Below are 14,704 nucleotides of genomic sequence, written 5' to 3'. Positions count from 1 at the left end.
GTCGCAGTCCTCCAGTATCCGCACGCTCGCGCGAAAGGGAACGCCCCGGCGGCGACCATCACACGCTCTTTACGCGACCCGAGCGATCAGCGGGCACCAGGGTGGCGAGAGCCACACGCCGATTCTGCCCCGTCCGAGCCGTTCGTGGGCGCGGTACGGCGCATCCCTCGGCCACCCGAGAGGTCTCAGGCCTCTGCCGACGGCGTGCGCGAGGCCCACCACTCGCGCAGGCGGCGCTCGGCCTCCTCCTCGCCCAGCGGCCCGTCCTCCATGCGCTGCTCGAGCAGATAGGAGTACGCCTGGCCGACCTCCCGCCCGGGGGCGAGGTCGAGGATCCTCATGATCTGGTTGCCGTCGAGGTCGGGGCGGATTCTCTCGATCTCCTCCCGCTCGGCGAGCTCGTCGATCCGCTTCTCGAGGTCGTCGTACGCCCGCGCGAGGGCGTTGGCCTTGCGACGGTTGCGGGTGGTGACGTCGGCCCGGGTGAGCCGGTGCAGGTGCTGCAGCAGCGGGCCTGCGTCGGTCACGTAGCGGCGCACGGCCGAGTCGGTCCACCCGGAGTCGGCGTAGCCGTGGAAGCGCAGATGCAGCTCGACCAGTCGGGAGACGGCCTTGGTGGTCTCCTTGTCGAAGGCGAGCGTCTTCATCCGCTTGGTGGTCATCCGGGCGCCGACGGTCTCGTGGAAGCGGAAGGTGACCTGGCCTCCCGGCTCGAAGCGCCGGGTCGCGGGCTTGCCGACGTCGTGCATGATCGCGGCCAGGCGCAGCACCGGATCGGGGGCCTCGCAGGGCCCTCCCGATCCGGCCGGGCTCTCGAGGTCGATCGCCTGGTCGAGGACCGTCAGCGTGTGCTCGTAGACGTCCTTGTGGTGGTGGTGCTCGTCGCGCTCGAGGCGCAGGGCGGGCAGCTCGGGCAGCACGTGCTCGGCCAGGCCGAGCTCGACGAGGAGCTCGAGCCCTCGCCGAGGGTGGGCGCCGACCAGGAGCTTCACCAGCTCGTCGCGGACCCTCTCGGCCGAGACGATCTCGATCCGCGGGGCGAGCGAGCGGATGGCCTCCGCCGTCCCCGGTTCGATCGTGAAGCCGAGCTGGGAGACGAAGCGCACGGCCCGCATCATCCGCAGCGGGTCGTCGTCGAAGGACTGCTCGGGGGCGACGGGTGTGCGCAGCAGGGATGCGGCGAGGTCGCGCAGGCCGTCGAAGGGGTCCACGAACTCCAGCGAGGGCAGGCGCACCGCCATCGCGTTGACGGTGAAGTCCCGGCGCGAGAGGTCCCCGTCGAGGGTGTCGCCGAAGGCCACCTCGGGTTTGCGGCTGGCGGGGTCGTAGGACTCCGTGCGGTATGTGGTGATCTCCACTTTCACGCCGTCGCGGGTCGCGCCCAGGGTCCCGAACTCGCGTCCCATGTCCCAGATCGCGCGCCCGTGGGTCCAGCGACGCAGGATCTCCTCGGTCTGGTCGGGCAACGCGGAGGTGGTGAAGTCCAGGTCCGCGCTGGAGCGTCCGAGCACCGCATCACGCACGGGACCGCCCACCATCGCGAGCTCCTGACCTGCCTCTTCGAAGAGCGCGCCGAGATCGTGCACCTCGCTGGGGAGGGCACGGAACATCGAGGTCGCGCGGGTGCGCGCGGCGCTCAGCCGCTGCTGGAGGTCCTGGGAACGAACGTCCTGCGGGGAGGGCTGGTTCGACTGCGGGTCGGTCACGGAGGTCCTGTCGGTACGCGGAGGTCGGAGCATGGTCCCTCCCGCCCGGACGCGCTGCCCGTGCGGATGGGATGAATCCCCTGTGGAGATCTCGCGGCAGGCCCGTTCACCTGCCAGGCTCCAACCGTATCGGCCGCATAGGGTGTCCTCATGTCCGAGCCGAGCCCGCCAGTGCGCCCGAACGCGCCCGCCGGCGGGTTCCACGACCCTCGGCCGACGCCGACGTCGGTGGCGATCCGCGCGGCGCTGGTGCTCCTGCTCGCGCTCGCTCCGCTTGTCGCACTGCCCGTCGGGTCGGCGTCCGCTCAGGGGTCGACGACGTCCGCAGCATCCCGGGGTCAGGCCAGTTCCTCGTCATCGGCACAGTCCGCCCCGGCCGCGCCCGATCCTGCCGACCCCGATCCCGCCTCGCCATCGGGCTCCGGTGACACCGAGCTCGAGCTGCTGGACGGCGGAGCGACCTCGCTGCACCCCGGTGAGACGATGACGATGAAGGTGCGGATCACGAACAACGGGTCGACCCCGCTGGAGGATCCCGCCCTCGAGCTGCGGGTGCGCACCGACCGGATCACCTCGCGCGGCGCCCTGAGCACCTGGGAGCAGCAGCAGGGACCGGACACCTATGGCGTGCCGGCGGAGACCGTCTCGGGCCCCTCGACGATCGCCCCCGGCGATTCCGCCGACGTCACCCTCTCCGTCGACACGGACGAGCTGGGATTGTCCGCCGCCTCCTACCTGTGGGGCGCCCGCCGGGTGTCGGTGACGGCGACCTCGGACGACGGCCCGCTGACCTCGCTGCGGACCTTCACCGTCTGGCGACCCGAGGGCGCTGACGCGAGCGTGCGGACCTCGCTCCTGCTCCCGCTCACCTCCCAGGACCCCGGGGCCGCGGTCGCGGATCCTGACGCCTCGCAGCCCTCGACGCTCTCGGGCCGGGAGAGCGCACTGGCCGACCTCGCTTCCCGCAAGGACGCCGACTGGCTGCTCGATCCCGCGCTGCTGGATCCGCCGCAGCTCTCCGACAAGGCCGCTGCCACTTCGGACGGAGGGTCCGAGGACGGGGACCCCGCCGCTCCCGCCTCCTACGCGCAGCCCGAGGCCGCGAAGGGCCTCGCGGACTCGCTGAAGGACTCGGCCGCCGATCACGACGTCATCGGCACGCCCTACGGTCAGGCCGACACCGCGGCCCTGAAGGCGGCCGGCACCGAGCGCCTGCAGTCGGCCCTCGAGGACCGCGCGAGCTCGACCTGGAAGGACTCGGGGATCAACCCGCTCGGCCAGGCCACGGTGATCGACGGACGCGAGGCCGACGGCGACGCTCTCGCGGACGCCGTCGACGCCGGAGCCGACACGCTGGTCGTCCCCTCCTCCTCCCTGCGCGCCGACCCCATGGGCACCGTGACGCCGTCGTCGGTGGGGACCTTCAGCAACGACGGTCGCACGGTGCCGGTGCTCGCTCCGGACCCGACCCTCTCGGACGAGATCTCCGGACTGCGCCAGGACGAGGACCCGGGCGCGCAGCGCCAGCGCGTGATCGCCGAGACGGCGGTGCTCGCCTCGGAGCAGTCCAGCGCCCCGCGCCAGGTGCTGATCGCGCCCGAGATCACCGGCGACACCGACGTCGACGCCGTGACCTCGACGCTCGACGCGCTCGACGACGCCCCGTGGCTGCAGCACGCCCCGGTCGGGGACCTGCTGGACGCCGCGAAGAAGGACAGCATGGTCACCGACACCGGTGCCAGCGGCAAGAAGCTGTACGCGCTCGGCGATCTCGGTCCCGGGGACGTGCATCCCTCGGGCCCGGAAGAGGACGGCACCTGGGCGCAGCTCCCCAGAGCACGTACCCGCGAGGAGGTCGACCCCAAGATCCTCCGCTCCCTCCAGAAGTCCCTGAAGGACCTGAGCACCGTGACCACGGTCGCCGAGGAGGACGCTCCGTTCAGCGCGACCCGCACCCTGATCCTGACCACGGCCTCGCAGACCCTGGCCGGTCGCGGGGAGGTGGCGAAGGCCCGCGCGGCCGACGCCGAGAAGCAGGTCGCCTCCCTGCGGGGCGCCATCCACGTGGACCCGGCCTCCGGCTACAACCTGGTCTCGGATTCCGCGGGCGTGCCCATCACGGTCACCAACGAGCTGGACAGCCCGATCACCGTCCAGGTCGCCGTGAGCACGGACCGTCCGATCGTGCGGGTGGGGGAACCGACCACCGTCAGCGTCCCCGCGCGCCAGAAGAAGGAGGTCACCGTTCCGATCGACGCGATCGCGAACGGCACGGTGACGCTCACCTCCACCGTGCGCTCGGAGGACGGCACACGACTGGACGACCCCGTGTCGGTCCCGCTGAACGTGAACCCGGCGTGGGAGAACTGGACCACCCTGGTGCTGGTGGGCGCGCTGGGCGGGCTCGTGGTGGTGGGGGTGCTGCGAGCCCGGCGCACGGGATCACGCCGACGCGCCGACGAACTGGACGACACGGGGGAGAGCGCGGTCGCCGACGCGACCGACGAGGAGAAGGCATGACGTCACAGCGACGAACGCAGCACCGGCCGCGACACCTGCGACCGGGCCCGCCGCTGAAGCGCACACCCGCGCACCTGGGTGCGACCACGAGGTCCGGGCGCGACTCGGGTCCGACCGACGCAGCCGCGTCCAACAGCGAGTCCCTCGCCGCGGCGGACCGGCGCGCCCCGGTCGACACCGCGCCCGAGGACCACGCCGGTTCCCGAGCCGCACCGACGGCGGCCGAGCCCGACGCGGTGGCCGGCACGGACGCCACGGGCTCGGGCTCGGACTCGGGCTCGGGCTCGGGCTCGGGCTCGGGCTCGGGCTCGGGCTCGGACCAGGATTCTCCGCCGCGCTCGGCGCCGCCGAGCGGTGCCCGCGCGGCTCTCATGCGTGCCACCGCCGTCATGGCGTCGGGGTCGCTGGTCTCGCGGGCTCTCGGGTTCGTGCGGAACTACCTGTTCGGCGTCATGTTCGCGGGTATCAGCAGCTCCGTCGGAAGCGCGTTCAGCTCGGCGAACGTCCTGCCCAACACGATCTGGCTGATGATCGGCGGCGGCACCCTGAACGCCATCCTGGTGCCGGCCATCGTGCGTGCGGCCAGGCTCCCGGATCGCGGCAGCGACTTCACCTCGAGACTGTTCACCTTGGTCACGATGCTGACGGTGGGTCTGACCGCGGTCGCCATGGCACTCGTGCCCCTGCTGATGGTGCTCACCAACGGGTCGCTCCCGCCGGAGACCTACGCGCTGGCCTCGCAGCTGGCGTACTGGATGATGCCGCAGATCCTGTTCTCGGCGTTGTACCTGATGCTCGGGCAGCTGCTGAACGCGCACGACTCCTTCGGGCCCTACCAGTGGGCACCCGTGCTGAACAACGCGGTCGCGATCGTCGGCGCGGGACTCTTCCTGATGGTCTGGGGCAAGGAGGGCGATCCGACCACGTGGACGCTGCCGATGATCATCGCCCTGGCGGCGATGAACGTGGGCGGTTCGGCCGCACAGGTCGTCTTCCTGTGGGTCTACGTGCGCAAGCTCGGGCTGCGGCTCCGCCCGCGCTGGGGTTTCCGTGGTCTGGGCCTGGGCAATCTGGGTCGCATCGGCATGTGGAGCCTCGCGATGCTGGCGCTGGGTCAGCTCGCCCTGTGGGCCGGGCGCTGGAGCGCGGGCGGCGCGATCCACGAGGCCGAGAAGGCCGCCCACACGCCGCAGGCCGGGCTGTACCCCGGGCTGGGAACCATGGACTGGGCGTACATGGTGTTCATGATCCCCCAGGGGATCCTCGCGGTCACGCTGGTCACGGCAGCTTTCCCGTCGATCTCGCGGAGCGCCTCGGAGGGCGACCACGACCGCGCGCTGCACCGCTACCAGGAGACCAACCGGGTGCTGGCGGTGCCGATGATGCTGTGCACGGCCGTGTTCGTCGCGCTCGCGGGACCCGTCATGTGGGTGATCGACGGCGGTGCGAGCCAGGGCAGCGCCGAGCGCAGCGCCTGGGTGCTGGTCGGATACATGCTGGGGCTCGTCCCGTTCTCCGCGAACTACCTGACCAAGCGCGCCTTCTACGCCTACGAGGACGCGCGCGCCCCCTTCTTCATGCAGATCCCGACGACGGCGCTGCCGCTGCTCGGGATCGTCCCGGTGCTGCTGTTCGTCGCTCCCCAGTGGCAGGCGGCGACGGCGGCGTTCGTGGTCTCGCTCGGCAACGTCGCCGGGTGGACGTACGGTCAGTGGATGCTGCGCCGGCGCGCACAGGAGCTGGGCGCGCACATGCACGGTCCGGCGCACACGGCGATGGTGATGGGGCGTCTGCTGCTCTCGGCGGCCGTCGCGTACCTGGTCGGTCTCGGCCTGGTGACTCTTCTGGGGCAGGCGATGTGGACCAACCGCATCCTCACGGTGGTGCTCGGCATGGTGGTCGGGATCGTGATCACGGCGGTGTTCGCGGCGGTGGCCTGGGCGCTGCGGGTGGACGAGGTGCGCTCCCTGGTCGCCACGGTGCGCACACGCCTGCCGGGAGGCGCACGCGGCGGGTCCCGCCCCCGTAGCATGTGACCTTGCCGGACGTAGCGAAGGACGGACACAGGTGAACGAACGACACCACGAGCACGCAGTGCGCGAACGCTGGAGCGTCGAGGCAGCGATCCCGCTGTCGGGCGTGGCCGAGAACGCGTCCTGGCATCGCGCCCGGTCCGTGAGCACCGGCGAGCTCGTGACGCTGTTCATGGTCCACGGCGACCTCGCGCTCGAGGTCGCCGACGCGGCACGACGTGCGTATCTGGTGGAGAACCCGCGTCTGCTGCCCGTCCTGGACGTGACGGTGATCGGCGATCCTCGCGAGGGTGAGGACGCATCGGCCGGCGACGGTCCGCTGACGGTGGTCGAGTACCCGGCGCCGCCGGCCCCGCCTCTCGCCGCCCTGTTCGCCAAGGGCGCGCTGCGCCCGGAGACGGCCCGCTCGATCATCGGTGAGGCCGCGACGGGACTCGAGGCCGCGCGTCGACGCGGTCTGCGCCACCAGTTCCTGGATTCGAACCGCGTGTTCGTGGACACCCAGAGCGGCGCCGTGAGTGTGCTCGGCGCAGGAGTCGAGGCCGCGGCACACCCCCACGCCGAGCGCGACGGGCGTGTCGCCTCCTTCCTCGACACCACGGCGCTGGTGGCGCTGCTCTACCGGGCGCTGACCGGAACCTCTCCCTCCGCGCGCGACGGCGAGGAGCTGCCCAGGCCGTCCGCCGTCAGCGACCGACGGATCCCGCAGGACCTCGACCTGCTGTGCGAGCTCGTCCTGACAGACGGCGAGGAGACCGTTCCCGAGACCACGGGCGAGCTGATCGCGGAGCTGGAGCCGTGGCAGTCGATCCCGGTCACGCTGGAGGCGTACGACCCGCAGGACGCACGATCAGCCGACGCGTCGTCCCACGCTGGGGCCGGCAAGGACTCCGCGAGCAGCACCGACTCCACGGGAACCACGGGATCAGCCACCCACGATGGTTCCGCGGCCGGCGCGGGATCCGCTGCCGGCGCGGCTTCCGCGGCCGCCACGACCCCTCGCACCGCGGCGGATCCCGGGAGCGACCGGGGAACCGCAGCGCGCTCCGATGCCAAGAGCCCGAGCGTCCTCGGCGACGACGAGCCCCGCGCCGACATCTCCGCCGTCCACACGAGTCGCACCGCGCGTCGCGCCGCGGCCGAGAAGGAGGCCCGACGCAGCCGCGAGGCCGATTCCGTCGATGCCTCCGCATCCGATTCCGGACAGCAGTCCGCGAGCGGCACGAAGCAGACTCCGACCACGCCGCAGGGGACCGCGAGCGCGGCGCCGGCGGCGTCGACGGCATCGGAGACCCGGTCGAACGGGTCGGCCGATGGCGAATCGGCGGGCGAGGCCGAAGCCGAGTCGGAGCGCCCTCGACGTCGCCGCGGGGCACTCGGGGCCATGGAGGCCCTGGGGGCTGCCGCCGGCGCCGCAGTCCTCGCGAAGGGTCGACGCGACGGGGACGCGAAGGCCGCGAGGGACCGGAAGAGCGCCGCCGACCGCGACACCGACGACCGGGCCACCGACCAGGCACCCGCCACCAGCGCAGAAGCGGGCTCCGCGCAGCCGTCGGCTCCGGCGTCGGCACCGGCGTCGGCACCGGCATCGGACGAAGCCGCACCCGAACAGCCGGCATCATCGCGTGCCACCGCGGCAGAGCCGCAGTCGCAGGCCGACGCGGCGTCCACCGGCGCGGCCACGACCGCCGCAGCCTCCACCGCTGCAGCTTCAGCAGCTGCGACCTCCGCCGCCGGCACACGGAAGGGCTCCGCTTCGGACACCGCGGAAGGTGAGTCCTCGTCCGACGCGCCGGCCGAGCATGAGGCCGAGTCCCCCCAGGACGCACGGCACGCAGCAGCCCAGGAGGATCCGAACGGCCCGGCGGCCGCGGAGTTCGTGCGCACGCTCCATCTGGACGAGTCCCGCAACAAGGCGGCCTTCCCCGGGCACATGGACGTCGAGGAGAAGGAGAATCCGCTGGCCGCGGCCGCGATCCCGCCCTCGGCTGCGGGGCGCAACGCCGTTCTCCCGGTACGCCGTGACGAGGACGCCGACTGGAGGGACGGGGTCGCCCAGACACCCCTCGAGGACGAGGGAGAGACACCCGGTCCGATCATCGTGCGTGGCCGGCCGGCCGTTCCCGAGGACGTCGGTCGGTCCGGCGACCGCGGACATCGTGGCAGCGCCCTGATGCGCGACGTCGTGGGTGTGGCGATGAGCGCCGAGGACAGCTCGAACATCTACACCACGAGCACCGAGCCGGAGTCCGAGAGGTCCCGGCAGATCCAGTGGATCCTGATCGGAGCGGTGCTCGTCGTGATCATCGCCCTCGTCTTCGCGATCACCAGCGTGACCTCGGGGTTGCGTGAGGCGAACTCGGGTCTGAACGAGCAGACCACCATGGCCACGCAGCCCACGGACTCGGCCACGAACGAACAGGTCCAGCCCACGGAGGCCACGGAGTCGAAAGCTCCGGTGCCGCCGCCGACCCTCGGTGAGCCGGAGATCGTCGCCCAGGGTGGCAACGGGAACACGGACAACGCGGAGGACGCGGGTCGCCTCTCCGACGGGTCGACCGACAACAACTGGTCCTCGAAGACCTACCAGTCGGCGACGTTCGGTGGCCTCAAGGACGGGCTGAGCATCAACCTGCCCTTCGAGAAGAAGTCCACGCTCAAGGACCTGACCGTCTCCACGGCCGACGCCGACGGTGGCAGCGTGGAGCTCTACGCCCTCGACTCCGACGGGGACCGGGGCGACAAGCTGGCCACCGGTTCGTTCTCCGAGGACGGGAAGCTCGAGCTGAAGCCGGACAAGCCGGTCGAGACCGAGGGCGTCGAGCTGCACATCTCGGAGCTCCCCTCGAACACGGCAGGGGACGGCTACCGGGCCCGGATCACGGAGATCAAGGCCGAATGACCGCCCCCGGGATCCGCCATCGGCGTCCCCGGCCGTCCTCCTCCGGTCCGGGGGTGAGCACGTGGGCGGTGGTCCTCGCGCTCGTCCTGGCCGCCCTCGTCGGCCTCCTCCTCTCCGAGGCGCTCCAGCAGTCCACGACGGAGGTCTCGCGCGGGAGCGCGGGCTCGTCGGCTGAGACGGGGAACGCACCGGGGAAGAATGCATCGGGTCTTCCCGTTGTCACGGAGAGCACCTTGGGTGCGGAGGCGCAGCGGCTGGTCGCGTCGGGGACGTCGTTCCAGGCCCCGGCCACGTTCGACGTGAACCTGTGTCTGCGGCAGCAAGGCGTGAGCGATGCGCCGATCGTGATGGAGGAGGTCGAATGGGGCGCCGATTCCGGCCAGTACTGGCTGATCGTCCACGGACCCAACGAGCGCGACTCCTTGCGCGCGAACGGCGGCATCGTGGAGGTCACCGTGGTGCGGCCCACCTGTGGCAGCGAGGGTGCCTCGGCCGACGAGACACTGATCTGGAACGGTTCCACGAAGATCGGGAGCGTCTGACCGCGACACCCCTCGATGCCCTCGGCGTGTTCCACGCCCCCCACTCGCCACGACCCTCACGCACGCCTCGTTTACTCCAGGAGCGACCGGACCGGTCCCGGACCGGTCCCGCTCCGGTGCAGACCCCTCGCCCTCAGCTCACTCGGCGCCTGCCGTCGCAGGCCAAGCACTCCAGACTTCGATAGGAAGGCTTCTCCATGTCGCAGCCCATCCAGGCCCTGAACATCCTCGGCACGCCCTCGAGCGCGTCGTCGACCGCGCCGGCCACGCAGGGCGTCTCCAGCTCTGCCGCCGATGACACCGTTCACGACATCCTCGTCGTCGGCTCCGGGCCCGCCGGGTACACGGCCGCGATCTACGCGGCCCGCGCGGAGATGAACCCCGTCGTCATCGCGGGCGCGCTCGACGCCGGCGGCGCCCTGATGACCACGACGGACGTGGAGAACTACCCCGGTTTCGCCACCGGCATCATGGGGCCCGATCTGATGGGCACCATGCAGGAGCAGGCCGAGCGCTTCGGCGCGGAGATCGTCTTCGAGGACGCGATCGACGTCCAGCTCGACGGTGCCGTGAAGACCGTGACGCTCGAGGACGGCACCGTCTACCGCGGTCGTGCCGTGATCATCGCTACCGGCTCCGCCTACCGCGAGCTGGGCATCGAGGACGAGCGGCGGCTCTCGGGCAAGGGTGTCAGCTGGTGCGCGACCTGCGACGGGTTCTTCTTCAAGGACAAGGAGATCGTCGTCGTCGGTGGCGGTGACAGCGCGGTCGAGGAGGCCACGTTCCTGACGCGTTTCGCGACCAAGGTGACCCTGATCCACCGCCGCGACGCCCTGCGCGCCTCGAAGATCATGGCCCGTCGCGCCGAGAACGACCCCAAGCTGGAGTTCGCCTGGAACGCCCAGCTCGTGGGCATCAACGGCCAGGAGCAGGTCGAGTCCGTGACGATCAAGGACACCGAGAGCGGGGAGGAGCGCACGCTGCCCACCTCGGCGGTGTTCGAAGCGATCGGACACGAGCCCCGCTCGGCGCTGTTCCGCGACAAGGTCGCCCTCGACGACCAGGGGTACATCATCGTGGAGGGCCGCTCGACCCACACCTCGGTCGAGGGCGTGTTCGCCGCCGGCGACGTCGTCGACCACACGTACCGCCAGGCCATCACCGCTGCCGGCAGCGGCTGCCAGGCCGCGCTGGATGCTGAGCGCTGGCTCGCCCTCCAGGACGACGAGCCCGAGCAGGTCGCGACCGCCGGTGCCCGCGAGGCCTGATTCACCGACCCCTCACGAGGCCGTCATCGTTCTGGTGACGGCCTCGTGGTGTCTGCCCTGCCGTCCTGCGACGACCCTATTGAGGGAATTGCAGGCTCGGTGGGGCAGCAGGGTTCTCGCGGTGATCCTCGAGGACCCCGCCGAGGACATACTCGACTCCCTCTCGATCACCGAGCTGCCGACCTGGATCGTCGTCACACCTGGCGGCCGTGCCCATGTTCAGCGAGGGCGGGACCGTTGCGCGGATATGGAACCGGCGACGGGCCGCGATGCGAAGGTGCCCATCTCCTCCGCCGAAGGGTTCTCCCTGCACCCCGGGGCGGATGACGCCGACTCCGACCTCGCGGTCACGGAACCGATGGCCATCGAGGGAGCCGACGTCGAGGGCGGCAACATCGGACTCCGCGGACGGTGGGCACTCTCGCGACGACACATCGGCGCGGCCGCGAAGCACGAGATCGACGAGCTCGTGAGAACGACGCTTCACGACGGAGAGCGCACGCGCTGATCGAGCATGCCACCGCGGCTACCGAGGGACCACTGAGCCGGGGAGCGCGCGGGAGCGGGAACGGCCGGATACCGCCTCACACCATTCGCGGCAGGCGATCCCCGGGTACAGAGGCGACATCGACCGATCACGGAACCGTGGAACGACACCCCGCGGCCACGTGCACCTTCATCGATACCGGGGCGATGATCCACAGCAGCGCACACCGCTTTCCACACAGAAGTGCGCCTTCTCCACAGACTTATCCACAATGTGTCCCCCGCCTGTCCTGACCAGGCGTCGCTCCGCACCAGGTTGCGCTCTGTCGCAAGAACCCGGCTGACCTGCAAGAACGCCGCCTCGTCTCGAGGGCTGTGATGTGGCTCTCACTCAACGCGACTCGGTTGTCCACCACCCTGCACCCTGCTATGCGGCCGTTGAACCCAGTTTTCCACACGACTATGCACACTGTGCACTTCGCATGCGCGGCTAGGTTGTGACGCGCGAACAGGAGCCTCGTTGGCCACGCCGTCTGGGGGCACGAGGCCGAATGAGATCGGTGTCCAGCGCTTGGGAGAGCGTGCGATAGGAACGTCCACAGCAACGCACGCGATGTGCGCGCCGCTCTTCCCCCGGCCCGCCCGAGGAGGCGGATGTTCAATCGTGGTGCGTGCGTTTTAGCTACGTCGAGCGGCATCGTGTCACGTGAAACTACAGCTCACGACCCACTCCTGCCCTCCGATACGAGGCAGTCGGGTGCTAGGTCGAGTCTTCAGAGTTGGTGCTGCAGAGCCACATAACCCCAGGTCACCAATGCTTTCCGTCGACGGCATCCATGCCCATGGACCACGTACGGCGCCGCGCTCCCTCTCGCCCTACGAGCGCGCTTCTGCACTCGGGGCGTTCCACGTGGAACAAGCCAAGCCAGACCATGCGTCACGTAGACAGTCGCACAAGCCATCTGCAGTTCTGCTCGCGCGAGCGCTCAAGGCGGTCGTTGGTGACGCACGCATGGATCTCATGCGGCTCAGCCTGCTAGGTACGTGCGTTGCACGTGAAACGGTGCGGTGTCAGCCTGAGGATCGGCCGTCTCCGTGAGCGAGGGCAGCGAAAGTGGCTCGAGTGTTCAACAAAGACACGGCACATAGTCGCGACACGGGGTGAAGTGACCTTGTCCGGCCATCGCGATGGAGCGCCACGCCTCGCATGAATCAGGGTGGAGCGAGAGACCGATCGGTTTCACGTGAATCAGAGCGTTGCCTGTGACGGGTACGTTTCACGTGAATCAAAGCGTTGCGTAAGGCCATCGCTCTGGGACACCCCGCGCAGCGCATGCCCGCCAGTACGAGGAAGACAACGGCAGCACCTCGGCCCGCGCAGCAGTGCCTCGCGGTCCGGTTGGGCTCCATAGAGAGCCTGACGATCTGGCCACCGATGACCCCTTGGAGGGCGGCCAGTTGCACCTGAAACGTGTGTGGGCAACGTCCGAAAGCGGCCCGTCCAGGTCTGAAGCTGCGCTCGGACGGGCTCGGTGTGCTGAGCGCCATGCTTAGGGAGGCGTGGTGTCGCCGGTGAGCACCGACGTTCCACGTGGAACGGAGGGGTTGTGCCACCGCCTCGCGATCGTCGTCCCTCCTGTTGAGCCGTAGCACGCCGCGGCATTTGGGGGCGGACTGGAATCCGTCTTGCAGCAAAGACGCGTGAGTTGGTCCTCAGTGCAGACGAGGTGACCTCACCGAGTGCGAGCGGTTTCACGTGGAACTTAGAAGCAGTGCCACGCGAGGCGCCACCGACGTTCGCATACAGCTGCAGTTCCACGTGAAACCGTGAAGCGAGCCCTCAGCACAGTAGGCGGATCTGACTGCGGGCCGCTACCCGAGAAGCTGGGGCGCGACCTAGCCCCAGGGGAGGGGGTTTCACGGGAAACCCTGATCCCGCGAAGCCCGACTCTCCAACACGGGCTCACCTGACCCCTATACGTTCTCTCCACCAACGAGACACTGCGTATCAGACAGCCGAACCCGCTGGCCAGGCCCTTCGTGCAGTTACCACACTTTTGTATCAGAGATTGTATTACCGGCGCCCTTCGCTTCACGCGGACTAGCCATGCCCGCGAAGTGGCTACCCGGGATTGCACACCTGCGCCAGACGATCCGGGACCCGGCTCCCACAGCACCAAAAAGGGGCCCCTCCCCGCTCGACGCGAGAAGGAGCCCCGTGGTTCGTACGGGCACTACTCCTGAGGGGAGAAGCCCTCCCCGAGCTCCAGCCCGATGCGCTCAGCCAGTCGCTCGAGATCATCGAGGTTGGTGAACTCCATCGTGATCCGACCCTTGCGCTTGCCGACGTCGATCTTCACCGGTGCTTCCAGTCGGTTCGACAGCCGGCTGGTGAGGTCCACGACGCGCGGGTTGTAGCTCGTCCGACGACGGTTGGGACCCGCGGACGCCGGCTCGGTGCCGCGAGAGGCCAGACGCTCGGTCTCGCGCACGGACAGACCGTCCGCCACGATCCTCTGTGCCAACTCTTCCTGCAGACGGGGGTCCTCTACGGCAAGGAGAGCGCGAGCGTGCCCGGCGGACAGGGCCCCGCTCGCGAGTCGCCTCTGCACGAGCGCGGGAAGGCGCATCAGCCGCAACGTGTTGGAGATCTGCGGGCGCGAACGGCCGATACGATCCGCCAGCTCGTCCTGTGTGCACCCGAAGTCCTCGAGAAGCTGCTGGTACGCAGCCGCCTCTTCGAGGGGGTTCAGCTCCGTGCGGTGCAGGTTCTCCAGCAGAGCGTCTCGGAGCAGATCGTCGTCGCTGGTCGCACGGATGATGGCGGGGATGGTCTCGAGACCTGCCCGGCGCGCCGCGCGCCAGCGACGCTCACCCATGACGAGCTCGAACGACTCACCGGCATCGCTGACCTGGATCGGGCGCACCACGACCGGCTGCAGGACGCCGACCTCGCGAAGGGAGAAAGCGAGCTCGTCGAGCTGGTCGTCGTCGAAATCGGTACGGGGGTTGCGCGGGTTCTCACGGATCTCGTGGATCGGGATCTCGGCGAACTCGGCCCCGGGGACGGGCATCAGATCGTTGTCACCCTCCAGGGCGACGGAGTCTTCTTCTCGGCGGGACTCGGCATCGTCCTCAGCGCTCGGTCGCTCACCCGGACGAGCCTGGTCCTGACCCTCGTCCACCTGCGATTCCGGAGTCGGATCCGAACCCTGTTCCGGGCCGGCAGTGACGTCGGTGTCCTCGG

Annotated in this window: 8 protein-coding genes; 6 read left to right on the top strand and 2 right to left on the bottom strand. The window is 70.0% G+C overall.

Annotated features, from left to right (window positions below):
- Positions 1–185 precede the first annotated feature (185 nt).
- Positions 186–1,610 carry a CCA tRNA nucleotidyltransferase gene (locus tag DEO23_RS09040; protein ID WP_109275966.1) on the bottom strand — a complete coding sequence of 475 codons (1,425 nt, stop codon included), beginning with the start codon at positions 1,608–1,610 and terminating at the stop codon, positions 186–188.
- Between the two features lie 246 nt (positions 1,611–1,856).
- Here DEO23_RS09040 and DEO23_RS16090 point away from each other — a divergent pair, with 246 nt between their 5' ends.
- The 6 genes from DEO23_RS16090 to DEO23_RS09010 all read left to right on the top strand — a co-directional run bounded on the left by DEO23_RS16090 (position 1,857) and on the right by DEO23_RS09010 (position 11,479).
- Positions 1,857–4,226 carry a DUF6049 family protein gene (locus DEO23_RS16090; RefSeq protein WP_165831789.1) on the top strand — a complete coding sequence of 790 codons (2,370 nt, stop codon included), beginning with the start codon at positions 1,857–1,859 and terminating at the stop codon, positions 4,224–4,226.
- Positions 4,223–6,262 carry a murein biosynthesis integral membrane protein MurJ gene (gene murJ / locus DEO23_RS09030; RefSeq protein ID WP_240613325.1) on the top strand — a complete coding sequence of 680 codons (2,040 nt, stop codon included), beginning with the start codon at positions 4,223–4,225 and terminating at the stop codon, positions 6,260–6,262. The genes DEO23_RS16090 and murJ overlap by 4 nt, the downstream gene beginning before the upstream one ends.
- A gap of 31 nt (positions 6,263–6,293) precedes the next feature.
- Positions 6,294–9,161 (top strand): protein kinase family protein, encoded by a 2,868-nt coding sequence (locus DEO23_RS09025; RefSeq protein ID WP_109275709.1) that lies wholly within the window; start codon positions 6,294–6,296, stop codon positions 9,159–9,161.
- Positions 9,162–9,214: 53 nt separating this feature from the next.
- Positions 9,215–9,703 (top strand): hypothetical protein, encoded by a 489-nt coding sequence (locus DEO23_RS09020; protein WP_240613324.1) that lies wholly within the window; start codon positions 9,215–9,217, stop codon positions 9,701–9,703.
- A 197-nt stretch (positions 9,704–9,900) separates the two neighbouring features.
- Positions 9,901–10,971 carry a thioredoxin-disulfide reductase gene (gene trxB, locus DEO23_RS09015; protein ID WP_109275707.1) on the top strand — a complete coding sequence of 357 codons (1,071 nt, stop codon included), beginning with the start codon at positions 9,901–9,903 and terminating at the stop codon, positions 10,969–10,971.
- Between the two features lie 121 nt (positions 10,972–11,092).
- Positions 11,093–11,479 (top strand): hypothetical protein, encoded by a 387-nt coding sequence (locus DEO23_RS09010; RefSeq protein WP_109275706.1) that lies wholly within the window; start codon positions 11,093–11,095, stop codon positions 11,477–11,479.
- Positions 11,480–13,691: 2,212 nt separating this feature from the next.
- Here the strand turns inward: DEO23_RS09010 and DEO23_RS16385 are convergent.
- Entirely contained in the window at positions 13,692–14,642 is a 951-nt protein-coding gene (locus tag DEO23_RS16385) for a ParB/RepB/Spo0J family partition protein (RefSeq protein WP_240613323.1), read from the bottom strand.
- Positions 14,643–14,704: the final 62 nt, after the last annotated feature.

It is taken from the genome of Brachybacterium endophyticum, assembly GCF_003130585.1.
GTDB lineage: Bacteria > Actinomycetota > Actinomycetes > Actinomycetales > Dermabacteraceae > Brachybacterium > Brachybacterium endophyticum.
Note: the sequence above shows the minus strand (reverse complement) of the source record. Positions and strands in the feature narration are given on the sequence as shown.